Below are 23,710 nucleotides of genomic sequence, written 5' to 3'. Positions count from 1 at the left end.
CCCTACATATCTGCGGCCGTCGTCCCTATATTGGTTCGAATCGTCCAATCAAGGGGACCGAGTACAGTGACACTGAAATTCACCCGCCGCACCGCCATCACCACCGGCCTCGCCGCCCTGGCCACGCCGGGCCTGCTGCGTGCCGAAAACACCGTGAACCGCCGCAACGTCTCGGCCTTTGTCACCCGCGACTGGCGCGATCATTTCGACAGTCTCGGTCAGGGCTGCCTGCTCGCCGATATCGACAGCCGTGCGGTGCATTACTGGGGACCGGATGACGAGACCTATGCGCTCTACCCCTCCTCGGTGCCGATGACCGAGGATCTGACGCGGCGCGGCTATACACGGATCGTGCGCAAGCGCATCGGCCCCGACTGGACACCTACCCAATCCATGCGCGAGCGCGACCCCACGCTGCCCGCCTACATGCCGCCCGGCCCGGGCAACCCGCTGGGCACCCATGCGCTCTATCTCGGCTGGCCCGCCTATCTGGTGCACGGCACCCATGACACCCGCAAGATCGGGCGACAGTCCTCCTCGGGCTGCATCGGCCTCTACAACCGGCATATCGAAGAGCTTTTCGGCATGGCGCAGGTCGGCACACAGGTGCTCTTGCTGTGACCGCGCGGCCCTTGCAAACTATCAGCGCCCCGGGTTACCCCTCGGGGCGTTTTCTATTGTCACATCCGGTTCGGAGGCGTTGTGCCTTGCAACAGTTCTGCAATAGTTGTTAATTAAACAACCGTTCATTTCAGCGAACAGGAGCCGGTGATGGATTTCGCCCTCACAGAGGAACAGACCGCCATATTCGACATGGCCCACGCCTTCGGGCAGGACCGGATCGCGCCCCACGCCCGCGTCTGGGAGCGCGAGGGCACCATTCCCAAGGAGCTGTGGCCCGAGATCGCGGCGCTCGGCTTCGGCGGGCTCTACGTGAGCGAGGAATCGGGCGGATCGGGGTTGGGCCGGCTGGATGCGACGCTGGTGTTCGAAGCGCTGAGCATGGCCTGCCCCTCGGTCGCCGCGTTCCTGTCGATCCACAACATGTGCGCCAAGATGATCGACAAGTTCGGATCGGACGAGATCAAGGCGCGGGTTCTGCCCCGCGCCATGACGATGGAGACGGTGCTCTCGTACTGCCTGACCGAGCCGGGATCGGGCTCGGATGCCGCGGCATTGAAGACCCGCGCGGAGCGGACGAACGAGGGGTATGCACTCAACGGCACCAAGGCGTTCATCTCGGGGGGCGGATATTCGGACGCCTACGTGGTGATGGTACGCACCGGCGGCGACGGCCCCAAGGGTATCTCGACCGTCTATGTCGAGGACGGCACGCCGGGCCTCAGCTATGGCGGACTGGAAGACAAGATGGGCTGGCGCAGCCAGCCAACGCGGCAGGTGCAGTTTGACAACTGCAACATTTCCGCCGCGAACCTGGTGGGTGAAGAGGGCAAAGGTTTCAGTTACGCGATGAATGGGCTGGATGGCGGGCGGCTCAACATCGCCGCCTGTTCGCTGGGCGCGGCACAGCAGGCGATCGACATGACGCTGGGCTACATGGCCGAGCGCAAGGCGTTCGGCAAGCCGATCAGCGAGTTCCAGGCGCTTCAATTCCGGCTGGCCGACATGGAGATCGAATTGCAGGCCGCGCGCACATTCCTGCGGCAGGCGGCGTGGAAGCTCGACACCGGCGCGCCCGATGCGACGAAGTTCTGCGCGATGGCCAAGAAGTTCGTGACCGAGGCGGGCAGCCGCATCGTGAACCAGTGCCTGCAACTGCATGGCGGCTATGGCTACCTGGCCGATTACGGGATCGAGAAGCTGGTGCGTGACCTGCGCGTGCACGAGATCCTGGAGGGCACCAACGAGATCATGCGCCTGATCGTGGCGCGGCAGATGCTGGCGGACCAATGAGAGACGATATCCATATCCACAAGGAAGGGCGCGCGGGGCGGATCACGCTGACACGGCCCAAGGCGCTCAACGCGATGAGCTACGAGATGTGCACGGCCATCGAGGCGGCGCTCGACGCGTGGCGCGACGACCCGGAGGTGGCGCTGGTGCTGATCGACGCGGAGGGCGACAAGGCATTCTGCGCGGGCGGCGACATTCAACAGCTCTATGACACGGGCCGCGCCGGGGATTTCGCCTATGGGCGGCGATTCTGGGCCGATGAGTACCGGTTGAATGCCAAGATCGCGCGCTATCCGAAACCCTACGTGGCGCTGATGCAGGGATTTGTCATGGGCGGCGGCGTGGGGATTTCGTGCCACGGGTCGCACCGGGTGGTCTGCGACAGCACGCAGGTGGCCATGCCGGAATGCGGCATTGGGCTGGTGCCGGATGTGGGCGGCTCTCTGCTGCTGGCGCGGGCGCCGGGGCGCTCGGGCGAATACCTTGGGGTGACCGGCACGCGAATGGGGCCGGATGACGCGATATATTGCGGTTTTGCAGATAGTTACATCCCGAAGTTGAAGTGGGACGAGATGCGCGCGGCGCTCATCGAGAGCGGCGATCCAGGCGTGATCGACGGCTACGCCGAGACCCCGCCGGAGGGCGATTTGCGGGCGCAGCAGGCCGAGATCGACGCGCATTTCGGCGGCGAGGGGTTGCACGACATCCTAAACTCCCTGCGCGCAAGCGACGGCGATTTCGCGAGCGGCGCGCTGAAGGCGATAGGGCGCGGCTCGCCGCTGTCGATGGCCTGTGCGGTCGAGATGATCCACCGGCTGCGCGGGTCCGGCGCGGATATCGGGCGCGCGCTGGGCCTGGAATACCGGTTCACCTATCGGGCGATGGAAACGGGCGATTTCCTGGAAGGGATTCGCGCCGCGATCATCGACAGGGACCGGAACCCGCAATGGAAACACGGGCTTGACGCCCTGCCGGGCTATGCGGTGTCGCAGATGCTGATGCCGCTGGGGCCGGATGCGCTGATACTGGAGGAGGAGGCAGAGACATGAAGATCGGATTCATCGGGCTGGGCAACATGGGCGCGCCGATGGCCGCCAACCTGGCAAAGGCCGGGCATGCGGTGACGGGCTTTGACATGGCCGAGGTCAGCGTCGAGGGCGTAGACATGGCCGCAAGCGCGGCAGAGGCGGCGCGGGGGGCGGAGGTTGTGATCACCATGCTGCCCAATGGCGACATCCTGCGCCGCGTCGCGGACGAGGTGATCCCGGCGATGGACAAGGGCGCGGTGCTGCTCGACTGCTCGACCGTGGATGTCGCGAGCGCGCGCGACGTGGCCGAGAAGGCGCAGGCGGCGGGGCTGTCGGCGCTCGATGCGCCGGTGTCGGGTGGTGTCGGCGGCGCGGCGGGCGGCACGCTCACCTTCATGGTGGGCGGTGACGAGACGGGCTTTAACATCGCCAGAGAACTATTTGACATCATGGGGCAAAAGGCGGTTCATTGTGGCCCTTCTGGTAATGGGCAGGCGGCCAAGATATGCAACAACATGATCCTGGGTGCCACCATGATCGCCACCTGTGAGGCGTTTGCCCTGGCCGACAAGCTCGGCCTCGACCGGCAGGCGATGTTCGACGTGGTCTCGACCTCGTCGGGTTCCTCGTGGTCGATGAACACCTATTGCCCGGCGCCGGGTATCGGCCCCAAGTCGCCCGCCGACAATGACTATACCCCCGGCTTTGCCGCCGACCTGATGCTCAAGGACCTGCGGTTGTCGCAGCAGGCGGCCGAGGCGGTGGATGCCGACACGCCGATGGGCCGCGCGGCCTGTGATCTTTACGCACGGTTCGTCGAGGACGAGGACGGCAAGGGCCGCGATTTCTCGGCCATGCTGCCCCGGTTCGAGAAGCGCGGACGCGGTTGATGGGCTGGCGCGCGCGGGCGACGGGGCTGCCGCCGCTCGGCGCGGCGGCAGCGGCGGCGCTCGACGCGCTCTCCCCTATGGAGGTGCCCGAGGGCACGGTGCTGTTTCGCCCGGGCGAGACGGTCAAGGGTTTCGTCATCGTGCTCCGGGGGCGGGTCGAGGTCTATCTCACCGGGCTGTCGGGGCGCGAGATCCTGCTCTACGAGGTGACCCCGGGGCAAAGCTGCGTTCAGTCCACGCTGGGCCTGATGGGCGGCGAGGACTATTCCGGCGAGGCAGTGGCGCGCACGCCCGCCGAGATCGTGCTGGTGCCGCGCGAGACCTTTCTGCGGCTGATGGACGACGATCCGGGCTTTCGCGGATTCGTCTTTGCCGCCTTTGCCGAGCGGCTGCAATCCATGATGCACCTGCTGGACCGGGTGGCGTTTCAACGGATCGAGACGCGGCTGGCGCAATGCCTGCTGGCGCGCGCCGAGGAGGGGCGGCTGCGGGCCACGCATGCCGAGATCGCGGTGATGATCGGGTCGGCGCGCGAGGTGGTTTCGCGCCGCCTCGACGCGCTGGCGCGGCGGGGGATCGTGGCGCTGGAGCGCGGCACCGTGCGCATTCTCGACGCCGGGACGCTGGCCGATCTGGCCGAAGCGGAACAGTGAAGCGAGGCGGCGCGCTGCGCCGCCCCGCCGGGGTAACGACCCATACCCGAACCGCGCCTCTTACGGCTTGGGCGGCAGGATCACCCTGTCGACCACGTGGATCACGCCGTTCGATTGCTTCACGTCGGCGATGGTGACGTTGATGGTGCGCCCGCGCTCGTCCTCGAGCATGATCTTGTCGCCCGAGTAGGTCGCCTGAAGCTCGCAGCCGCCAAGGGTGGGCACGATGTGCATGCCGCCGTCATCGTCGATCATGCCCTTGATCGCATTGGCCATCGCGTCGGCACCGACCACGTGGCAGGTGAGGATCTGCGTGAGCTGCTTCTTGGCCTCCGGTTCCAGCAGCGCCTCGACCGCGCCGTCGCGCAGCATCCCGAAGGCGTCATCGGTGGGTGCGAAGACGGTGAAGGGCCCCTCGCCCGAGAGCGTCTCGACAAGACCGGCGGCCTTGACGGCGGCGACGAGGGTCTCGTGATCGGCGGAGTTCACCGCGTTCTCGATGATGTTCTTGTCGGCGTACATCGGCGCGCCGCCGACCATCGGGTTATCCATCCCGGCCAGCGCCACGGTTGCCGTGAATGCAAGCGCGCCGGTGGCGGCAAGAATCCTGGTGCGTGTCATGTCGTGTCTCCTCGGTTGGTTGCCATGCCCCCGACCTTCTTGGCCGGAGGTCACGGGGAGGCACGCAGCGGGCAGGCGAAGAGTTTCAGATTTTTTTTCGCAGGACGTTCAAGGCGGTGCTGCGCCGGGGGAAGCGGGGCTGAACAGGGGCCTTCAGGGCTTCGCTCCCATGCGTGGAATCGACGTGCTCGCGTCTCTTTCGACCCCTGCGCCCCGCGTTGGTTGCCGGATCACAGGCCCGGGAATCACCCGCGCGGCGTCATCCGCAGCCATATCCCGTCGCGCCCGCGCACCGTCAGATGCGCGACCGGCATGGCGGGGCGCCCCTCTACCGGCGCGAACCGGAAGGCACGCACCAGCATCGCCAGCAGAAGCGGCCCCTCGATCATGGCGAACCCGGCCCCGGTGCAGACCCGGCTGCCGGCGGAAAAGGGGATATAGGCCCGGCGCAAACACTCGCGCCCGTTCGCGGCGGCAAAACGCGCGGGGTCGAATTCGTCGGGCCGCTCCCACAGCCGCTCGTGGCGGTGGAGGTGCCACGGGCTCAGCACCACCTGCGCGCCGGGGGGCACATCGCGGCCGCGAAACCGCTCGGGGCGGGTCGCCTCGCGCACCATCATCGGCACCGGCGGGTAGAGGCGCAGCGTCTCGCGGAACACGTCGCGCGCCACCCGCAGCCGCCCCATGTCGGCAAACTCCGGGGCGCGGTCACCCATCACCTCTGCCGCCTCGGCGGCCACCTTGTCCTGCCACTCGGGATAGAGCGCCAGCAGGTAGAGCGCCCAGGCGAGCGCCGAGGCGCTGGTCTCGTGCCCGGCGAGGAAGAAGATCGCCACCTGATCGACCATTTCCGCGGTGGTAAACCGCTCTCCGGTCTCGGGGTCGGCGGTCGTCATGATCTTGGTGGCGAGGTCATCCGGCGCGGTCCCTGCCGTGATCTCGTCCATCCGCGCCGCCGTCAGCCGCTCGATCAGGCCCCTGATCCGCCGCGCCGTGGCCCGCGTCTCGCGCCGGTGAAAGCGCGGGAACCAGCGCGGCAGCGGGATGAAGGCCGCGAGGTTGAGCACCGGCTGCGTGCGCTGATGCGCCTTGAATTCCTCGAAGACCCGCGCCGCCGTCGCGTTCTCGATCGGGATCGAGAAGAGCGTGCGGAATATCACGTCCGCCGCCGCGTGGCTGGTCTGCGCCTCGACCTCCACCGGGCTGCCATCCGCCAGCCCTGCCAGCCGCGCCACCGCCCCCTGCCCCGCGGCCACCATCGCCGGGAACGTGTCGCGTAGCCGCCCACCCTCGAAGGCGGGGTCGATAATGCGCCGCTGCCGCTTCCATGTCTCGCCGTTGGTGACAAAGACCGACTGCCCCAGGAGCGGGCGCAGCCCCTCGCTCACCCGGCCGGATTTGGGGAAATCGCCGGGCCGCTCGCGCAGCACCAGATCGACGAGGGCGGGCTCGTTGCACAGGTACGAGCGAAAGAACGGCGTGCGGAACTCGGCCATCCACGCCCGGTAGAGCCGCGCGGGCTGCGCCGAGAGGATATCGGCGCGAAACAGCCGCAGGTAGCGCCAGAGCGATACGCGGTCCGACCGTGCGGGTGGCTTGGGCGGGATCATGGCGCCACGCTCCGATAGCCGGACGTGGCCCGTTCGATCCGCGCGGGCGACGGTGCGCGCCCGGCAAATCGCGCGGCCAGCGTCTGCGGCCCGGCGGTGATCGCGAAGTAATCGTAATCGCCGGGGCGGTCGAAGGCGCAGAGATACTGGAAATGCAGCCGGAAGAAGCGCCAGCGAAGGCTGCGCCAGCGCGCCGGGCTGAGCGTCTGCGTGAACGCCGCCGAGATGACCAGCGGCCAGCGCTTTCCCTCCGGTGCCACGCCGGTCACCGCCACCGGGTCGCAAAGCGCGAATGCACAGCCATCCCCCGGCGCCGTCACGTCGAGCCAGAACAGCTCGTCTCGCGTGCTCAGATAGGCGAGGTCGGCGCGCAGCCGCCATGCTCGCGGCAGGAAGGACACCATCGGCACCACCTGTCCGAGGCTCAGCAACGACAGCGCCGGGCCGGTCGCGGGCACGCGGCCTTCGCGGATCAGGTCGGCGAGCACCGACACCGCCAGATGCGCGCCCGAGGAATGGCCCACCACCAGCACCTCGTCGCACCCGCCCTTCAGGGCCTGTGCGATCGCATCGCCGAACTCCGCCATCCGGGTTTCCAGCTCTGGCGGGTTTGCCCCGAGCCACCGCGCCGACCAGGCGTAGTCATGCATCAGGTAATAGGCAAAGAACCGGCCATCCAGGCGCCGGAACGTCTCTAGCACCACCGGCACCGCCACCAGCCCGCCCCACGCGGCCCAGGGGTGCAGGACCGCCAGCACGCGCCCCAGCCCCCACGCGGCGAGGAGTGCCAGCCCAAGCTGCGCGAGCAGGAAACCCACGGGGTAGAGCGCCGCGATGACCGGCCCCTTGCGCAGCCGCATCAGCCGCCAGAGCGCCCCGGTGCCGATGTAGATGGCCGCCGTGCGGACGAGTTGCAGATAGGTGCCGGCCTTGCCCTGGTCCATGCTGTTCTTGACGATGTCGGACCAGACCAACACCTCGATCCCGGCATCGGTCCGGGCCCCCTCGATCCGGGCGTCGACGCCCCAGCCGAACCGGTCCTTGCCGATGGCGGGCCGCAGCGCGATCTCGTGGCCCGAAACCTGCGCCTGCGCCGCCGCCTGCTTGCGATAAAGCTCTCGGTAGCGGCGCGGCGGAATCGGGTCGTAGCCGGGGATGTAGAAGACATGGCGGCGGCGCACGGCGGTCATGGCTTGCCCCCGCGCGCCGTCCCTGCCCCCATTCTCGCACGTAACCGCATCCATTCGCGTCCCTGCCTCACCGCACCACCCTAGCGCCGAAATCCGGCAAGCTTAAGGCCCGCGCGCGGCATGCGCGCCACAGCCGCACCCGATCGTCGTTTTCTTCCCCCATCACAGGGGCTTGACGCCGGGCGAAGAGGCTCTCACTCTGGCACGGTTTGCATCACAGACCAGCACCGAGGCCCCCTTGAGCACCCAGCTTGCCGATACCGTCGCCCTCCTGCGCGAGCTTGTCGCCTTTCCGACCATCTCGGAGGTGAGCAATCTCGACATGATCGCCTATCTCGGCCACCGGCTGGAATCGTGCGGGGCGCGCGTCGATATCTTTCACGACGAGATCGGCCACAAGGCCAACCTCTTTGCCACGTTCGGCCCCGAAGCGGATGGCGGCATCGTGCTGTCGGGTCATTCCGACGTGGTGCCGGTGGCCGAACAGGACTGGGCCTCGGACCCGTTCGACCTGATCGAGCATGACGGGCGGCTCTACGGGCGCGGCACCTGCGACATGAAGGGCTTCATCGCCACCGCCGTCTCGATGGCCCCGTTGCTTGCGAAGCGGGCCCTCTCGCGGCCGCTCCACCTCGCGTTTACCTATGACGAGGAGGTGGGCTGTCTTGGCGGGCAGGCGCTGATCGAGAGCCTGAGCGCCCGCGGCATCCGCCCCGGTGTCGCCATCATCGGCGAACCCACCTCGATGCGGGTGATCGAGGGGCACAAGGGCTGCTACGAATACACCACCCGGTTCTACGGGCAGGCCGGGCACGGCTCGGCACCCGAACGGGGGGTGAACGCGGTGGAATACGCGGTGCGCTACGTCAACCGCCTGCTGGAACTGGCCGAGGCGCTGCGCGCCCGCGCCCCCGCGGGCAGCCGTTTCGATCCGCCCTGGAGCACGATCAACACCGGCTCGATCAAGGGCGGCGTGGCGCATAACGTGATTGCCTCGAACGCCGCGGTGGAATGGGAAATGCGCCCCGTGCAGCGCGCGGATGCCGACTTCGTCAAGGACGACCTGCGGCGCTATTGCGAGGAGATGCTGCTGCCGCGGATGCAGGCGATCTTTCCCGATGCCAACATCACCACCGAGACGATCGGCGAGGTGGACGGGCTCGAACCCGCCGAGATAAACGAGGCGCGCGACATCGTGATGGAGCTGACCGGTGCCGAGGCGCCCGAACTCGTCCCCTTCGGGACCGAGGCGGGGCTGTTCCAGAACTACGGCACCTCGGCGGTGGTGTGCGGGCCGGGATCAATCGAGCAGGCGCACAAGCCCGACGAGTTCATCTCGCTCGACCAGTTGCAGCACTGCATCGACATGCTCTGGCGCCTGGGCGACAAGCTCGACGCCTGACAGCCCGTGCGCCGCAGCCGCGCCGTGGCGCGACTGCGGGATTAACCGGCCTCGTTCCTCGCGCCCTAGCCCAGCGCCTCGGAACAGCGCTTGCAGGTGCCGGGATGGGTGTGGCGGCCCACGTCCGGCAGGATCTTCCAGCAGCGTTGGCATTTCTCGCCGCCCGCGCGCTCGAACACCACGCCGATATCGTCGACCTCGGGCATGCGGAACGCCTCTGCCGGGCGCGGATCGGCGGTCAGCACGATATCCGAGGTGATGCAGATATCGGCGAAATTCACCGACTTCAGCGCCTTGAGCGTCTCGGCATCGCGCACATGCACCACCGGCGCGGCCTCGAGGCTGGCGCCGATCACCTTGTCGGCGCGCTGCACCTCCAGCGCCGCCGTCACCACCCGCCGCGCGCGCCGCACATTGGCCCATTTCGCCGCCAACGCCTCGTCGAGCCAGTCGGCGGGCGTGTCGGGCATGTCGTGCAGGTGCACGCTGTCGCCCTCGCCGGGGAAGCGCGACAGCCACACGTCCTCCATCGTGAACACCATCACCGGCGCGAGCCAGGTGGTCAGCCGGTGAAACAGCAGGTCCATCACCGTCCGCGCCGCCCGGCGGCGCGCGGTGTCGCCGTCGCAATAGAGCACATCCTTGCGGATGTCGAAGTAGAAGGCGCTCAGATCGAGGGTGCAGAAGTTGAACACCTGCTGGAAAACCCCTTGGAAATCATAGGCATCATAGCCTTTCTTCACCTTTTTATCCAGCTCGGCCAGCCGGTGCAGCATCCAGCGCTCCAGCTCTGGCATTTCCGAGGGCTCCACCCGGTCTGCTTCGGTGAAATGGCTCAGGGCGCCGAGCATGAAGCGCATCGTGTTGCGCAACCGGCGATAGCTGTCGGCCACGCCCTTGAGGATTTCCGGCCCGATCCGCAGGTCGGCGGTATAATCCGCCTGCGCCACCCACAGCCGCAGGATATCCGCGCCGTACTGCTTCGTCACGTCCTCGGGCGCCACGGTATTGCCGAGCGATTTGGACATCTTGTTGCCCTTCTCGTCCAGCGTGAAGCCGTGGGTCAGCACACCGCGATAGGGCGCGTGGCCGATGGTGCCGCAGGCCTGCAACATCGAGGAATGGAACCAGCCGCGATGCTGATCGGTGCCTTCGAGGTAGAGATCGGCCATGCCGTCCTCTGACCCGTCCTCGCGGTCGCGCAGCACGAAGGCGTGGGTGGAGCCGCTGTCGAACCAGACGTCGAGGATGTCGTCGACCTTGTCCCAGTCTGCGGGATCGACGATTCCGTCGAGGAACCGCTCTTTCGCGCCATCCTTGTACCAGGCATCCGCGCCCTCCGACTCAAAGGCGTCGAGGATGCGGGCATTCACCTCGGCATTGCGCAAAAGGTATTCCGGATCCGTGGGTTGCGCACCTTTCTTCACGAAACACGTGAGCGGCACGCCCCATGCCCGCTGACGCGAGAGCACCCAGTCGGGCCGCCCCTCGATCATGGAATAGAGGCGGTTGCGGCCGGTTTTCGGCGTCCACGTCACCAGCTCGTCAATCGAGCGCAGCGCGCGCTCGCGGATGGTGGTGCCATACTCGTCCTGCCCGTCGCCCACGGGCCGGTCGATGGCGGCGAACCATTGCGGCGTGTTGCGGTAGATCACCGGCGCCTTGGAGCGCCAGCTATGCGGGTAGCTGTGCTTGATCTTGCCACGCGCGAGCAGGCCACCGACGGAGGCGAGCTTGTCGATCACGGCCTTGTTGGCATTGCCCTCTTTCCCTTTGCGATCAAGTATATGGGTGCCGCCGAAGAACGGCAGATCGGGGCGGAAGGAGCCGTCGTCGAGCACGTTATAGGTGATGACCTGATCGAGCATGCCGAGGCCGCGATAGAGCTCGTATTCCTCCATCCCGTGGGAGGGCGCGCAATGGACGAAGCCGGTGCCCTCCTCGTCGGTGACGAAGTCGGCGGCGCGGAAATCGCGGGGGTCGTCCCATACGCCGTTGGAGCCTTCGGCCCCCGCCAGCGGGTGTTGCAGCGAGAGGCCCGACAGCTCCTCGGCCGTGACGTCACGGAGGCGGGTATACATGTCCTCCTCCAGCCGCGCGCGGGCCATCACATCGCCGGCGAGCTTGTCGGCGAGGATGAAGCGGTCGCCCACATCGGCCCAGCATTCGCCGGGCGTGCCGGTCACTTCGTAGAGGCCGTAAGCGATGTCCTCACCATAGACGACAGCCTTGTTGGATGGGATCGTCCAGGGGGTGGTGGTCCAGATGACGACATGGGCACCAAGCAAGTCTCGTGGGTCGCGCCGCAATTCTTCTTCAAGTGCTTGAGTGGGTCCAGTGTTTACCCTGACGTCACCTGCCTCAAAGTCTTTTGTCGGAGTTGAGCGATGCACTTTTCCGCGCTCACTTTGCAGAACTTTCTCGATGTAATCATCCTTGTCCCAAACCCTTGCCACGGCAAATTTCACCCAGACCGTGAAACTCTCCTTGTCGTGGTACTCCACCTCCGCCTCGGCGAGCGCGGTCTTCTCGATGGGTGACCACATCACCGGCTTGGAGCCCTGGTAGAGCACGCCCGACATGAGAAACTTCTGGAATTCCTCCGCGATGATCCGCTCGGCGCGGAAATCCATGGTGAGGTAGGGCTTGTCCCATTTGCCGGTGATGCCGAGCCGCTTGAACTCATCCCGCTGCACGTCGATCCAGCCTTCGGCGAACTTGCGGCATTCCTGCCGGAAATCGACGGTATCGACCTTGTCCTTGTCCAAACCTCGCGCGCGGTACTGTTCCTCGATCTTCCACTCGATGGGCAGGCCGTGGCAGTCCCAGCCGGGGATGTAGCGCGCGTCGCGGCCCATCATCTGCTGCGAGCGCACCACCATGTCCTTGAGGATCTTGTTCAGCGCGTGGCCGATATGCAGGTGCCCGTTGGCGTAGGGGGGGCCGTCATGCAGGGTAAAGGGCTGCCTCCCCTGTGCGCGCTCGCGCAGGCGGTCATAGATGCCGATCTCTTCCCACCGGGCGAGCCATTCGGGCTCGCGCTTGGGCAGGCCCGCGCGCATCGGGAAATCGGTTTGCGGCAGGTTCAGGGTGGCTTTGTAATCGGGGTAATCGGGCGTGTCAGAACACATGGGTGACGTCCTTTGTCACTGGGTGTTGGAATTCTGCGGGTGGGGGGCGGCGCGATGGCTCGAACGCCTGTGATCCCGGCGGCTCGTCAGGGTCAGAGCGCCGGGCATGTAATTCGAATGACGATCGCTGCGCATGTCATCATGGCCCGCCTTATAGGCGCGCACCCGGCAAGCGTCCAGAGGCGCGGCCCTCGCTTTCTTGAAAAGAAAGCGTGACGAAATCCTTTCGGGATTTCGCCCGCCGCCATCCCCCCTTGCCTCGCGCGGCCCAGCGGCGCATTTACGAGGCATGACCACCGCCCTGCCCCCACGCTTTGACATCACCCGGCCCGAGATCGAGCGGGTGGTCACAACGTTTTATGCCGCGGTGCGCGCGCATCCGGGCCTCGGGCCGGTATTCGCGGCCCACGTCACCGACTGGCCCGCGCACGAGGCGAAAGTGGCCGATTTCTGGGCCAACACCATCCTGCACGAGCGCGGCTATGACGGCAGCCCCATCGCCGCCCATGTGGGCGCGGGCAACGTGCAGCCGGGGATGTTCTCGACATGGCTGGCGCTCTTCGACAGCGTGCTCGCCCGCGAGCTGCGCCCCGAGCAGGCCGCCGCGTGGTCGGCCCTCGCGCACCGCATCGGCCGCTCCATGCGCGCCGCCGTGGTCGACCGCGAGACCCATCCCGGCGGTGTGCCCAAGCTGCGCTGACAGGGGCAGAAAGCCGCCGGAACGCACGCCCGCACCCGGCTGAAAACAGCCGATGGCAAGAAAACGCCGGATCGTGACGGGCAGACCGGCACGCTCTTGCCGGGAATCGCGGCAGGCATGCCGGCCTCTTTTGCAACCCGCGCACCGGGACCTACCATCGGGGTCCGGAAAGGAGGCACCATGTATACGCCCAACCCCAACGACGACCTGCGACGCCATGTCTACAACACCGCAGACCCTTATAACGCGCCCCCGCGCGGCAATAGCGGACGCGGCGGGCTGATTGCCCTGCTGCTGATCGTGGTGGTCATCGGCGGGATCGTGGTCCTGAGCAGCATCTCAGCGCCGCCCGCCCAGGCACCTACCCCCGCACAGGCACCGGCCCCCGAGAGCATCACCGGCGGAACAACCGCCCCGGCCGAATGACCGGACAGGGACGCGGGGCCGGCTTGTCGGCCCCGCCGCGGTCGCGGCTCAGGGGTCGCATCCCATCCGCTTGATGATCCGCGCGTTGATCCAGGCAAGCGCGGCCAGTGACAGGCCGAGACCGAGAAACGCCGCCACCCGCCACAGGCCGGCGAGCCCGCTCATGTCGATGACGAACACCTTGGCCACGGTGAGCGCGACCCCCGCCATCGCGATCCGCCGCAAGCCCTCGGAGCGCTTCAGCACCGCCAGTGCCAGCAGCGCCAGCGCCACCGCCATCAGCGCCACGGTATAGGTGTAGAGTTCGCCCTCCAACACCCCCGGCACGCTCAGGTCGCGCCCCTGCCACAGCCTGCGGATTTCCAGCGCGCCGTACCAGGCCGCGTAGCCCGAGGCCGCGACGGCGAAGCCCCGGCACAGCAAGCGCGGCAGGTGATCCATCCGCCACGCCGCCACCGCGAGGACCAGCGCCACCGGCAGGTAGGCGGCGGCGAGGCTGTCGAGGATTGGCGGTCCCAGCACCTCTTCGCGCCGCCACATGAACGGGGTGAGCGGATTGGTCAGCACGGCCTGCGCGACCAGCAGCGCCACCGCAACCGTCCCGGTGACGACCGCCAGCGCGGTGCGTAGCGCCCTGAGCGCCGCGCCCGCCCCGCGCAGCCGCCAGAGCTGCGCCAGCGCCACCGACAGCCACACCGTGGCCATCAGGCCCAGCCCGGCATGGCCCATCGCCCCGACGGTGCCCAGCACCCGCATCAGCACCACGCTCAGCAGGATCGCCGCGACGGTCCAGATCGCGCTTTCGACCACACCGCGCGTCACCTCACGACCCCGCGCGCCCAACTGCCACCAGGCCGCGGCCAGCAGCACCAGCGGCCCCAGATGCGCCAGCGCCACGTCGCCGCGCCCGGCCTCGTCGACCGCCCAGTCGATGCCGGGATCGACCACCAGCCGGTAGCCGATCACCGCCACGCCCGTCTGCGCGAACAGCCCCAGCAAGGCGAGGTCGAACCGCCGGTCGATGAGCGCCGTGGCCAGCACCATCACCGCCAGCGCCAGCGTCAGCGCCGCCTTGCTCAGCACCACGAAGAGCGCCAGCGCGATGAGCGTGAGCGCCGCGCCCGCGAAGATCGCCGCCACCAGGCGTGGTTCGGGCGTGCGCGGCGCAGCCCGCGCCGCCAGCGCCACCATCAGCGCCGCCATGCCCATGATGTGCAGCGCCCAAGGATAGCCGCCCAGCATCGCCCCCGGCTGCCACGACAGTTCCAGTACCAGCGCCACGCCCGGCCCGGCCAGCGCCGCGCCAAGCGCCCACAGGATCGCCGGTGCGGCCCCCGCCGCGCCGCGCATCCGCGTGGCCAGCAGCAGCGACAGCACCGCGCCCGCCGCCATCAGGACCGTCGCGGCGATCGGCGCCGGGGCCTCGGGCAGGCGCGCGGCGTGGAACGCCGACACGAGCGGCCTGCCCCGTTCGCCATCGAGCGCCACCAGCGCCAGCGCCGCCGCCACCGGCAGGGCGGGCAGGTCGGCGATGCCGGGCGCGGCCCGCGTGCCAAGGGTCAGCGCCGCCGCCATCCCCGCCAGCAGCCCCAGCGCCAGCCATGTCAGCGCCTCCGTCTCGGCCTCTGCCGCCACCAGCAGCGCGGCACCGCTCGCCAGCGCCACCGCGACGGCGGCAATCAGCACCGTCAGGCCCGGCCACGCGCCGCCCCCTGCCACCAGCCGCTGTCCGAGCGACGGTGCGGGATGGCGCGGCACCGGGTATGCCCCGGGCACCAGCACCGCCGCCAGCACCACCAGCGCCCAGAAGCCGAGAAAATGCTCCGCCGCCACGCCGCCGAGATAAAGCAGCATTGCGCCCGCGACGGCGACCGCCAGCGCCAGCCAGGACAGCCAGCGCCAGTCCCGCGCGGCATCCACCGCCAGCCCGACCACGGCCAGCAGCGCGAAATACGGGTAGAAGAGCCACGCGGCGGCACTCTCGCCGCCGACGAGGAACGGCGCCGCGCCCGCGCCCAATAGGCCCAGCGCGCTCAGCACCGGGCCGTGGAACCAGCCCAGCACCACGGCGAGCGCCGCCACCGCCACCAGCCCGGCCAGCGCCGCGCCCGGGTCGATCAGCCCGTAAAGCGCCCGCGCCGCCAGCACGCCCGCGAACAGCACGATCAACCCGGCGCCCGCCAGCCCCGAGGGCACCGCCGCCGCATCGCCGTGCCGCCGCCGCAGCAGGTCGCCCGCGACCACCAGCGCCGCGCCGAGCCCCAGCGCCGCCAGCACCCGCATCGCAGGCGTCAGCAGCCCCCGTTCGACCCCGTATTGCACGAGAAACAGCCCCGCCAGCGCCAGCGACACCCCGGCCACGGCCACCGCCCAGTTGCCCCGCAGCCAGCGCCCGAGCCGCGCGGCAAGGCCGGGGCGTTTCGGGGCCGCCACCTCCGCCACCTCCGCCGCGTCCGGCGCGGGTGACGTGGGCGGGGCGTCGTCTTCGGTCTCCGTCCCGGCGGGGGGCGCCGCGTCGGGCATGGCAGCCGCTTCCGGCACGCCGCCGCCCGCCAGCGCCGCCTCCAGCGCCGCCACCCGGCGGCGCAACCGCGCCTGCCCGACCAGTAGCGCCGGGATACCGATGACCACCAGCCCCACCACCCCCAGCGCGGCCAGCGTAACGAACACCTCGAAATCCATGGCTCAGCCCTCCCCGCGCGCGAACAGGCCCGCCAGCGCGCGGCGCACCACGCCGCCCACCGTCGGGCGCGCCACCGCGATGCGCGGCAGCGGGCGGCACAGCTCTATCGCCGCCAGCCCGACCCGCGCCGTGAGCGCGCCGTTGACCACCCCCTCGCCAAAGCGGCGCGACAGCTTGGACAGCACGCCACCGCCCGCGACGCTGCCGATCATGTCGTCGCCCACCGCCACGGCGCCGGTGGCCACCAGGTGCGCCACCACCGCGCGCGCCAGACGCCAGCTTCCCAGCGTGCCGGTGCGCCCGCCATAGATGGTGGCTACGGCGCGGATCATGCGCAGGTTGGCCACCAGCGCCGCCACCACGTCGGCGAGTGCCAGCGGCACCAGCGCGGTGACCGTTGCCACCTGCCGCGCCGCCGCCTCTACCGCGGCCAGCGCGGCGGCGTCGAGCGGCGCCAGCACCTCGGCCTCGGCCAATGCCAGCAGCGCCTCGGCATCGAGCTGCTCGTGCGCGCGCTCGTCCAGCCGTGCCAGACCCCAGGCCGCCTCGGTCCGGGCCGCGTAGAGCCGCCGAAGCCGCGCGACCACCTCGCGCGCCGCGCCGAGATCGTTCCCCGCCTGCGCCGCCTCGGCCCCGGCGCGCAGCCGGTCGAGTCGCCCGAGCCGGGCAAAGCCCGCCGCCTCGCGGATCGCGATCAGCACCGCAACCAAGGCAAGCGCCCCGCCCAGCACGGCCACACCCCGGCCCAGCAGCGGCGACCGGTCCATCAGCGCGACCGCGAAATCCCACGCCGCCACCGACACCACCACACCCAGCAGCGCCAGCGCCAGCGCCCAGAAGGCGCGCATGAGCCACGAGGGCTGCCGCGCCAGCCCGGCCATCGCCGCGCGCATCGCCCGGCCCTCGGGCGGGGCGGCCTCGTCGGGCACCGGCGGCGCGCGGTCCGGCGCGGCCTCCTCCTCGCCCTCGAGGTCGATCAGCAGCGGCCCCTTGCTCATGCCTGCGCCTCCCCGCGTTGCCAGACCATGCGGATATCCGGCAGGCCCTCGTCATTGCCGCCGCCGCGCCGGTCCTGTGCCGCCTCGGCAAAGCCTGCCCGGACGTAGAACGCGCGTGCGCGCCGGTTCGCCTCCAACACCCACAGATCGAGTACGCCCGCCCGCGCCTGCGCGTCGGACAGGAGCGCGCGGCCCACCCCCTGCCCGCGCATGTCCGGGGCCACGTGCAGCGCGTGCACCCGCGTGGCCCGGCGCAGGATGAACCCCGCGATCCGGCCCCGCACCCGCGCCACCCGAACCCGGCCGCGCCACGTCTCGCGCCACAGCAGGTGCAGATCCTCGACCCGGCTGCGCGCGCAGGGCTGGCCGGGCGTGCCCCGCGTATAGGCCCACAGGATCGCCGCCAGCCGCGGCACCTGCCAGATATGCGCGCGCGCCAGCCTCACAGCCGGTCCCCGAAGAGGAACTGCGCGGCGCGGTCGAGCCGGATATGCGGCGGCCCCTCGCCCGCGCGCAGCGACAGCCGCGCAGGCGCAAAGCGCATGGTTCCGAAATCGCCGTCGGGCCAGGTCTCGGCCCCCGCCCGCGCGGGCGCCAGGATCGCCGCCGGATCGGCGGGCAGATCACCGGGATGGAACGCCGCCTGCCCGCCCTCGGGCACCCGGCCGCGCACGCACTCCACCTCCGCACCACCGTGGCGGCGGGTTTCCTCCACCGTGGCGCGCAAGGCAGCGATGGCCATACTGCGCACGTCGGCGCCCGCGAATTGCGCCCGGTCACGCGCCTCTCGCAGCATCGCCTCCATGATCGCGGCGAGACGCGAATGCTGCGCGTGGTGCAAGTGGTCGGCCTTGGTCGCGGCAAACAGCAGCCGCTCCACCCGCCGCCCCTGCAACAGCCGCGTGAGAAAGGCATTGCGCCCGGGCCGGAACGTGCCGAGGATCTCGGCCATCGCGCGGCGCGTCTCCTCGACCGCCACCGGGCCGCGATGGATCGCGTCGAGCAGGTCCACCAGCACGATCTGCCGGTCGATCCGGGCGAAATGCGCGCGAAAGAACGGGCGCACCACTTCGCGCTTGTAGGCCTCGAACCGGCGCGCCATCTGTGCCGCGAGGCTGCCGCGCCCTGCGCCCTCTGCCTCGGGCAGCGGCGCAAACGTGACCACCGGCGCGCCCTCCAGATCGCCCGGAAGCAGGAACCGCCCCGGCGTGCAATCGGCGTGCCCGGCGGCGCGCGCAGCACGCAGGTAGGCGGTGAACGCCGCCGCGAGGCCCTGCGCCTGCCCCTCGTCGAACGCCGCCGCCGGATCGACACCGGCCAGCGCCTTGCGCCAGGCCGCACCCTCCGCGCGCGCCTCGGCGCGCGCCAGCGCCTCGCGCGACCAGGCGGCATAGTCCTTGTCGAGGAGCGCGAGGTCCAGCAGCCACTCGCCGGGATAATCCACGATGTCGAGATGCACGGTGCGCGGCCCGGCCAAGCCTGCCAGCATGCCCGCGGGCCGCACCCTGAGCGACAGCCGCAATTCCGAGACGGCGCGCGTGCTTTGGGGCCAGTGCGGCTCGGGGCCGGCGAGCGCGGCGAGATGCGTCTCGTAATCGAATCGCGGCAGCGTGACGTCGGGCTGTGGCTGCAGGTAGGCCGCGAGGATGCGCCCCTCGCCCGACGCCGCAAGGCCGCCCATGCGCCCGCGATCCAGCAGGTTGGCCACCAGCGAGGTGATGAACACGGTCTTTCCGGCCCGCGCGAGACCGGTCACGCCCAGCCGGATCACCGGCTCGAACAGCGCGCCCGAGACGCGCTCGCCAAACCCTTCGATCCCCCGCGTCAGCCCTTCGGCCAGCCCTGCAATCGCCACGCACCACCCCTCTCGTCCTTTCACCCGAGAATAGGCACGCGCCCGCCCGCTTGCCAGCGCCGAATTCGAACCATGGCCAAGCCCGCAATTCCCCGCTAAGAGAGCCGTCAGACCACAGCGGAGCCCGCCCGATGACCGACGCAGAGCATCCCCAGATCTACCTCGTCACCCCCCCCGCCTTCGAGATCGCGCCGTTCACCGACCGGCTCAAGGCCGTGCTCGACGCGCATCCCGTGGCCTGTCTGCGCGTGGCGATGGCCAGCGGCGACGAATACACCGTGGCCTCCTCGGCGGACGCCTGCCGCGAAGCGGCGCACGCCCGCGACGTGGCGGTGGTGATCGAGCGGCACGTGGGCCTCGTCGGGCGGCTCGGCCTCGACGGGGTGCACCTCGCCGACGGCGCGCGCGGGGTGCGCGCGGCGCGAAAGGACCTCGGGCCCGACGCCATCGTCGGGGCGTTCTGCGGCACCTCGCGCCATGACGGGATGAGCGCGGGCGAGGCCGGGGCCGATTACGTCGCCTTCGGCCCGGTGGGCCAGACCGCGCTTGGCAGCGGCGCGCAGGCAGAGCGCGAAATCTTCGAATGGTGGTCGGAGATGATCGAGCTGCCGGTGGTGGCCGAGGGCGCGCTCGACGCGGCCGCCGTCGCCTCTCTCGCCCCGGTCAGCGATTTTCTCGCCTTCGGCGAGGAAATCTGGCGCGAGGAGGACGCCAGTGCCGCCCTCGCCCTGCTCACCGCCGCGATGCGCTAGAGGGTCCGGGAAGCCCGGAACCGGTTGCCGCTTTTGAGCGACACGCTGTAGGGCGGCGCGCGATCCCGCTCAATGCGGCCCGTGTCACGCCTATTGCGTGCGCGCCGCGACCCGGCGCATCGCCATCGCCACCTCGTGCACGAGGCTCGCCGCCATCGACCGGAACGCCATGATGTCATAGGCGTCCGTCCCGGCCCGCGTCACCGCGCCGGCCATGTGCGCCACGTCGGTGCGCGCCGTGCGCCCCACGCCGAAGACGCTCTCGCGCAGGTCGAGCGGCGTGAGCCGCGCCATCACCGCCGTGGCACCCGGCCCCTCGATCCGCAGCACCGCCCAGGCGTCGGACTGATCGGTGAGCGCGGCATGTTTGGCCAGCGCCGCGGCGGGCTCGGGCCCGACGAGCAGCGCGAGATCGCGCCCGAACCACTGCACCGCGCCGCTCTTGCCCGCGATCACCTCTCCAGGTTCGGGCCAGCCAAGGCCGTGCGCCTGCGCCAGCGCCCGGCCCAGCGCGCCCTGCTGTCCCTTGTAGGGGGCCAGCACGGTCACCCATCCCGGCGCCGCCTCCGTCAGCCGCAGCGCGCCCGCCGTCACCGGCACCAGCCCCGCGCAGGGGGTCATCTCCACCAGATCAACCACGCATCCGTCCTCCTTCGGGATCGACCCATCCGGGCGCGCAAACCTCGCAGATCGTCGCCGATCCGCGCAGGTGGTCCACTGCGCGCACCCGCTCTCCGATCCGGGCGCGCCCGCGTGCGAGGAATCCCAGCCCGATCACGTGGCCCAGCGTGGGCGAGTAGCAGGCGCTGGTGATATAGCCCTGATCGTTTGCCGCCACCGGCTCGGCCGCCTCGTTAAAGAGATGCGAGCCGGGCAGCAATTCCTTGACCGCGCCCACGGGTTTGAGGCCCACCAATTGCTCGCGTCCCTCGTCCATCAGGCCCTCGCGGCTCGCCGCCGGTTTGCCGATGAAATCCTTCTTGCGGCTCATCATCCCCTGCATGCCTACGTCAAAGGCCGTCACCCGCCCGTGGATCTCGGCATGGGTGATAAATCCCTTCTCGATGCGAAGCACGTTGAGCGCCTCCATCCCGTAGGCACCGCCGCCCAAGCTCTCTGCGCGCGTCACCAGAGCCTCGAAGAGCGACGCGCCGAACCGCGCGGGCACCGCGATCTCGTATCCCGTCTCGCCCGAGAACGAGATGCGGAAGAGCCGCGCCGCCACGCCGCCCACCGCGACCGGGCCGCAGCCCATGAAGGGCAGGTCGTCGAGCGCGCCCTGATCGTCGAGCACATCGGCTAGCACGTCGCGCGCGCGCGGCCCCGCCACGGCGAACTGCGCCCATTGCTCGGTCACCGACACCGCGCGCGCGTCCCACCCGGGCCGCAACACCTGGCCTGCGAAATCCGCGTGGCGCATCACCGCGCCTGCGGCGGCGGTGGTGGTGGTGACGAGGAAATGATCCTCGGCCAGCCGCGCGCAGGTTCCGTCATCCATGACGTGCCCGTCCTCGCGCAGCATCAGGCCATAGCGCACTCGGCCCGGCGCCAGTTTGGACATCGCGTTGGTATAGAGGAAATCGAGGAATTGCGCGGCGTCTGGCCCCTGCACGTCGATCTTGCCCAGGGTCGAGACATCGCACACGCCCACCGCCTCGCGCACCATCATGACCTCGCGGTCGCAGGATTGCCGCCAATGGGTCTCGCCCTTGCGGGGGAAATAGCTGGGCCGGTACCACAGCCCCGCCTCTATCATCGGCGCGCCGCGCCGGATCGTGCCCGCGTGGCTGGTAGTGAATCGCTCGGGCGCGAATGTCTTGCCCTTGCCGCCCGCGCCCATCGCCGCGATGGGCACCGGCACGAAAGGAGGGCGAAAGGTGGTGGTGCCGGTCGCGGGGATCGACCGCCCGGTCGCCTCGGCCAGCACGGCGAGCGCGCCGACGTTGGAATTCTTGCCCTGGTCGGGGGCCATCCCTTGCGTGGTGTAGCGCTTCATGTGCTCGACCGAGCGGAAATTTTCCCTTGCGGCCAGTTCGACATCCTTGACCGTCACATCGTTCTGGAAATCGAGCCACGCGCGCCCGCGCCCCTCCACCTGCCACAGCGGCAGGATGTCAAAGCTGCCGTCAGAGGCGGGGGGTAGGTCGGTCGCGGGGGCCTTGAGGCCGAGGTCTTTCGCCGCGTGCCGCCCCTCGGCCAACCCGCTCTTGAGGCAGGCGCGCGTCGAGAAATGCCCGGCGGCAGCCCCCGCCACGCGCATCCCAGGCACCGCCCCCTCGGGCGGCAGGAAGGCGGCAAGCCGGTCGTCCCAGACGGGCCGCGCGCCCGTGTGACAGGCCAGGTGCACCGTCGGGTTCCACCCGCCGGAGACCGCGACGGTATCGGCGGCGATGCGTTCCTCGCCGCGCGCGGTGGCGATGCACACCGCCTCGACCCCGCGCCGCCCGGCGGTGCCGGTGACCTGCGCGCCGGGATAGAAGGCCACGTCATGGCCGCAGGTGGCGTGCGCCCGCGCATCCACGAGGGCCGCAACGTGCACCCCCGCCTCCTGCAAATCGGCCACGGTGCGGTGGGCGCTGTCGTTGTTGCCAAAGACCAGCACGCTGCGCCCCGCCGCCACGCCCCAGCGATTGAGATAGGCGCGCACCGCGCCCGCCATCATCACGCCGGGGCGGTCGTTGTTGGGGAAGGCCACCGGCCGCTCAAGCGCGCCTGCCGCCAGCACCGCGCGCCGCGCCGCGATCCGCCAGAAGCAACCGGCGGGCGCGTGCGGGCGACCCTCGATATCGGGGGCGGTCCGCTCCAGCGCGCCGAAGGTGCCGCCGTCATAGGCCCCGGTCACCGCCGTGCGCGTCATGATCCGCACGTTGGGCATGGCACCGAGGCGCGCCGCCATCTCCGCCGCCCAGTCGCCGCCATCCTGCCCGTCGACCTCCTCGGTCTCGGCCAGCAGGCGACCGCCGAGGGCCACGTCCTCCTCGGCGAGGATCACGTCGGCGCCCGCCTCCGCCGCCGCAAGCGCCGCCATCAGCCCGGCGGGCCCGCCGCCGATCACCAAGAGGTCGCAATGGGCATAGGCGCGCTCGTATCGGTCCTCGGCCGGCTGTCCCGACAGCGCACCGAGACCGGCGGCGCGGCGGATCGCGGGCTCGTAGACCTTTTCCCAGAACGCGCGTGGCCACATGAACGTCTTGTAGTAGAACCCCGCGCCGAAGAATGGCGCCATCAGGTCGTTGACCGCCAGCACATCGAACCCGAGCGACGGCCAGCGGTTCTGGCTGCGCGCAACCAGCCCCTCGTGCAATTCGGTCGTGGTGGCGCGGCAATTGGGCACCTGCGCCGCGCCCAGGCCGAGCGTGACCAGCGCGTTGGGTTCCTCGCTGCCAGCGGTCATCGCGCCGCGCGGGCGGTGATACTTGAACGACCGGCCCATCACCCTGACGCCGTCGGCCAGCAGCGCCGAGGCCAGCGTGTCCCCGGAAAAGCCCGTGTGCCGGTGCCCGTCGAACGAGAATGACACCCGCCGCGTCCGGTCGATGCGCCCCTTGCCGTCGATCCTCATGCCCCGGCCTCCGCGCCCGCCAGCACCACATCGGCGATCTCGTGGGTCACGGTATCGCGCGTGACCACCAGCCACGCGCCGCAGCCCTGCCCGTGATACCAGAACTCGCGGCTCTCGCCCGCCGGGTTGTCGCGGTTGTGGAGGTAGTCGTCCCACGCCGCGCTCCACGCCGCGCCCTCCGGCTCGGGCAGCGCCGCGCCGCGCACCGAGAACTCGCGCAGATCGCGCATCCCGCAAAGCGGACAGGGTATCCTCACGAGCCTCGCTCCTTCATCTTGTCGAAAATACTCATGCC

At 69.8% G+C, this 23,710-nt stretch carries 20 protein-coding genes; 9 read left to right on the top strand and 11 right to left on the bottom strand.

Annotation, left to right across the window (positions count from 1 at the left end; genetic code table 11):
* Positions 1-66 precede the first annotated feature (66 nt).
* The 5 genes from CRJ03_RS11370 to CRJ03_RS11350 all read left to right on the top strand — a co-directional run bounded on the left by CRJ03_RS11370 (position 67) and on the right by CRJ03_RS11350 (position 4,485).
* Complete coding sequence (locus CRJ03_RS11370) at positions 67-621, top strand: L,D-transpeptidase (protein WP_104018979.1); 555 nt, start codon at positions 67-69, stop codon at positions 619-621.
* Positions 622-771: 150 nt separating this feature from the next.
* Complete coding sequence (locus tag CRJ03_RS11365; protein WP_104018978.1) at positions 772-1,914, top strand: acyl-CoA dehydrogenase family protein; 1,143 nt, start codon at positions 772-774, stop codon at positions 1,912-1,914.
* Positions 1,911-2,963 carry an enoyl-CoA hydratase/isomerase family protein gene (locus CRJ03_RS11360; RefSeq protein WP_104018977.1) on the top strand — a complete coding sequence of 351 codons (1,053 nt, stop codon included), beginning with the start codon at positions 1,911-1,913 and terminating at the stop codon, positions 2,961-2,963. The genes CRJ03_RS11365 and CRJ03_RS11360 overlap by 4 nt, the downstream gene beginning before the upstream one ends.
* Positions 2,960-3,832, top strand: coding sequence for a 3-hydroxyisobutyrate dehydrogenase (gene mmsB, locus CRJ03_RS11355; RefSeq protein WP_104018976.1), 873 nt, complete (start codon positions 2,960-2,962; stop codon positions 3,830-3,832). The genes CRJ03_RS11360 and mmsB overlap by 4 nt, the downstream gene beginning before the upstream one ends.
* Positions 3,832-4,485, top strand: coding sequence for a Crp/Fnr family transcriptional regulator (locus tag CRJ03_RS11350; RefSeq protein ID WP_104018975.1), 654 nt, complete (start codon positions 3,832-3,834; stop codon positions 4,483-4,485). Before mmsB ends, CRJ03_RS11350 begins: the two co-directional genes overlap by 1 nt.
* A 60-nt stretch (positions 4,486-4,545) precedes the next feature.
* Here CRJ03_RS11350 and CRJ03_RS11345 read toward each other — a convergent pair whose 3' ends face one another.
* From CRJ03_RS11345 to CRJ03_RS11335, 3 genes are all read right to left on the bottom strand, one after another.
* Positions 4,546-5,106: a fasciclin domain-containing protein gene (locus CRJ03_RS11345; RefSeq protein WP_104018974.1), complete on the bottom strand. Its 561-nt coding sequence runs from the start codon at positions 5,104-5,106 to the stop codon at positions 4,546-4,548.
* A 245-nt stretch (positions 5,107-5,351) separates the two neighbouring features.
* Entirely contained in the window at positions 5,352-6,716 is a 1,365-nt protein-coding gene (locus CRJ03_RS11340) for a cytochrome P450 (RefSeq protein WP_104018973.1), read from the bottom strand.
* Positions 6,713-7,906 (bottom strand): hypothetical protein, encoded by a 1,194-nt coding sequence (locus CRJ03_RS11335; protein WP_104018972.1) that lies wholly within the window; start codon positions 7,904-7,906, stop codon positions 6,713-6,715. The genes CRJ03_RS11340 and CRJ03_RS11335 overlap by 4 nt, the downstream gene beginning before the upstream one ends.
* 238 nt (positions 7,907-8,144) lie before the next feature.
* Here CRJ03_RS11335 and argE point away from each other — a divergent pair, with 238 nt between their 5' ends.
* The gene (argE, locus tag CRJ03_RS11330) at positions 8,145-9,308 is read left to right on the top strand and encodes an acetylornithine deacetylase (RefSeq protein WP_104019186.1); all 1,164 of its coding nucleotides are present in this window, start codon (positions 8,145-8,147) and stop codon (positions 9,306-9,308) included.
* Between the two features lie 65 nt (positions 9,309-9,373).
* On the opposite strand, the gene ileS is transcribed toward argE, so the two are convergent.
* Entirely contained in the window at positions 9,374-12,439 is a 3,066-nt protein-coding gene (gene ileS / locus CRJ03_RS11325; RefSeq protein ID WP_104018971.1) for an isoleucine--tRNA ligase, read from the bottom strand.
* A 289-nt stretch (positions 12,440-12,728) separates the two neighbouring features.
* On the opposite strand from ileS, the gene CRJ03_RS11320 reads away from it, so the two are divergent.
* Both CRJ03_RS11320 and CRJ03_RS11315 read left to right on the top strand, forming a co-directional pair.
* Entirely contained in the window at positions 12,729-13,139 is a 411-nt protein-coding gene (locus CRJ03_RS11320) for a group III truncated hemoglobin (protein ID WP_104018970.1), read from the top strand.
* A 180-nt stretch (positions 13,140-13,319) separates the two neighbouring features.
* Complete coding sequence (locus CRJ03_RS11315; protein WP_104018969.1) at positions 13,320-13,565, top strand: hypothetical protein; 246 nt, start codon at positions 13,320-13,322, stop codon at positions 13,563-13,565.
* Between the two features lie 48 nt (positions 13,566-13,613).
* Here CRJ03_RS11315 and CRJ03_RS11310 read toward each other — a convergent pair whose 3' ends face one another.
* The 4 genes from CRJ03_RS11310 to CRJ03_RS11295 are packed head-to-tail and all read right to left on the bottom strand — an operon-like array spanning position 13,614 to position 19,101.
* Complete coding sequence (locus tag CRJ03_RS11310) at positions 13,614-16,247, bottom strand: DUF2339 domain-containing protein (RefSeq protein ID WP_104018968.1); 2,634 nt, start codon at positions 16,245-16,247, stop codon at positions 13,614-13,616.
* Positions 16,248-16,250: 3 nt separating this feature from the next.
* Entirely contained in the window at positions 16,251-17,246 is a 996-nt protein-coding gene (locus tag CRJ03_RS11305; protein WP_104018967.1) for a YcjF family protein, read from the bottom strand.
* On the bottom strand, positions 17,243-17,692 hold the full coding sequence (locus CRJ03_RS11300) for a GNAT family N-acetyltransferase (protein ID WP_104018966.1): 450 nt from the start codon (positions 17,690-17,692) through the stop codon (positions 17,243-17,245). Before CRJ03_RS11300 ends, CRJ03_RS11305 begins: the two co-directional genes overlap by 4 nt.
* A complete protein-coding gene (locus tag CRJ03_RS11295) occupies positions 17,689-19,101 on the bottom strand; it encodes a YcjX family GTP-binding protein (protein WP_104018965.1) in 1,413 nt (470 codons plus the stop codon). The genes CRJ03_RS11300 and CRJ03_RS11295 overlap by 4 nt, the downstream gene beginning before the upstream one ends.
* Positions 19,102-19,232: 131 nt before the next feature.
* Here CRJ03_RS11295 and CRJ03_RS11290 point away from each other — a divergent pair, with 131 nt between their 5' ends.
* Positions 19,233-19,853: a thiamine phosphate synthase gene (locus CRJ03_RS11290; RefSeq protein ID WP_104018964.1), complete on the top strand. Its 621-nt coding sequence runs from the start codon at positions 19,233-19,235 to the stop codon at positions 19,851-19,853.
* 90 nt (positions 19,854-19,943) lie between these two features.
* Here CRJ03_RS11290 and CRJ03_RS11285 read toward each other — a convergent pair whose 3' ends face one another.
* From CRJ03_RS11285 to CRJ03_RS11275, 3 genes are read right to left on the bottom strand one after another with little or no spacing between them, the layout of a single operon-like run.
* Positions 19,944-20,492, bottom strand: a complete 549-nt coding sequence (locus CRJ03_RS11285; RefSeq protein ID WP_104018963.1) for a sarcosine oxidase subunit gamma — start codon at positions 20,490-20,492, stop codon at positions 19,944-19,946.
* Positions 20,485-23,415 carry a sarcosine oxidase subunit alpha family protein gene (locus tag CRJ03_RS11280; protein WP_104018962.1) on the bottom strand — a complete coding sequence of 977 codons (2,931 nt, stop codon included), beginning with the start codon at positions 23,413-23,415 and terminating at the stop codon, positions 20,485-20,487. The genes CRJ03_RS11285 and CRJ03_RS11280 overlap by 8 nt, the downstream gene beginning before the upstream one ends.
* The gene (locus CRJ03_RS11275) at positions 23,412-23,672 is read right to left on the bottom strand and encodes a sarcosine oxidase subunit delta (protein ID WP_104018961.1); all 261 of its coding nucleotides are present in this window, start codon (positions 23,670-23,672) and stop codon (positions 23,412-23,414) included. Before CRJ03_RS11275 ends, CRJ03_RS11280 begins: the two co-directional genes overlap by 4 nt.
* Between the last annotated feature and the right edge of the window lie 38 nt (positions 23,673-23,710).

The sequence above is a fragment of the Roseovarius nitratireducens genome, assembly GCF_002925845.1.
In the GTDB taxonomy this organism is placed as follows: Bacteria; Pseudomonadota; Alphaproteobacteria; order Rhodobacterales; family Rhodobacteraceae; genus Roseovarius; species Roseovarius nitratireducens.
Note: the sequence above shows the minus strand (reverse complement) of the source record. Positions and strands in the feature narration are given on the sequence as shown.

Excerpts from the sequence above, each read along its gene's own strand:
- CRJ03_RS11365 (WP_104018978.1), top strand. The coding sequence starts at position 772 with ATGGATTTCGCCCTCACAGAGGAACAGACCGCCATATTCGACATGGCC.
- CRJ03_RS11360 (WP_104018977.1), top strand. The coding sequence starts at position 1,911 with ATGAGAGACGATATCCATATCCACAAGGAAGGGCGCGCGGGGCGGATC.
- mmsB (WP_104018976.1), top strand. The coding sequence starts at position 2,960 with ATGAAGATCGGATTCATCGGGCTGGGCAACATGGGCGCGCCGATGGCC.
- CRJ03_RS11350 (WP_104018975.1), top strand. The coding sequence starts at position 3,832 with ATGGGCTGGCGCGCGCGGGCGACGGGGCTGCCGCCGCTCGGCGCGGCG.
- CRJ03_RS11345 (WP_104018974.1), bottom strand. The coding sequence starts at position 5,106 with ATGACACGCACCAGGATTCTTGCCGCCACCGGCGCGCTTGCATTCACG.
- CRJ03_RS11340 (WP_104018973.1), bottom strand. The coding sequence starts at position 6,716 with ATGATCCCGCCCAAGCCACCCGCACGGTCGGACCGCGTATCGCTCTGG.
- CRJ03_RS11335 (WP_104018972.1), bottom strand. The coding sequence starts at position 7,906 with ATGACCGCCGTGCGCCGCCGCCATGTCTTCTACATCCCCGGCTACGAC.
- ileS (WP_104018971.1), bottom strand. The coding sequence starts at position 12,439 with ATGTGTTCTGACACGCCCGATTACCCCGATTACAAAGCCACCCTGAAC.
- CRJ03_RS11320 (WP_104018970.1), top strand. The coding sequence starts at position 12,729 with ATGACCACCGCCCTGCCCCCACGCTTTGACATCACCCGGCCCGAGATC.
- CRJ03_RS11315 (WP_104018969.1), top strand. The coding sequence starts at position 13,320 with ATGTATACGCCCAACCCCAACGACGACCTGCGACGCCATGTCTACAAC.
- CRJ03_RS11310 (WP_104018968.1), bottom strand. The coding sequence starts at position 16,247 with ATGGATTTCGAGGTGTTCGTTACGCTGGCCGCGCTGGGGGTGGTGGGG.
- CRJ03_RS11305 (WP_104018967.1), bottom strand. The coding sequence starts at position 17,246 with ATGAGCAAGGGGCCGCTGCTGATCGACCTCGAGGGCGAGGAGGAGGCC.
- CRJ03_RS11290 (WP_104018964.1), top strand. The coding sequence starts at position 19,233 with ATGACCGACGCAGAGCATCCCCAGATCTACCTCGTCACCCCCCCCGCC.
- CRJ03_RS11280 (WP_104018962.1), bottom strand. The coding sequence starts at position 23,415 with ATGAGGATCGACGGCAAGGGGCGCATCGACCGGACGCGGCGGGTGTCA.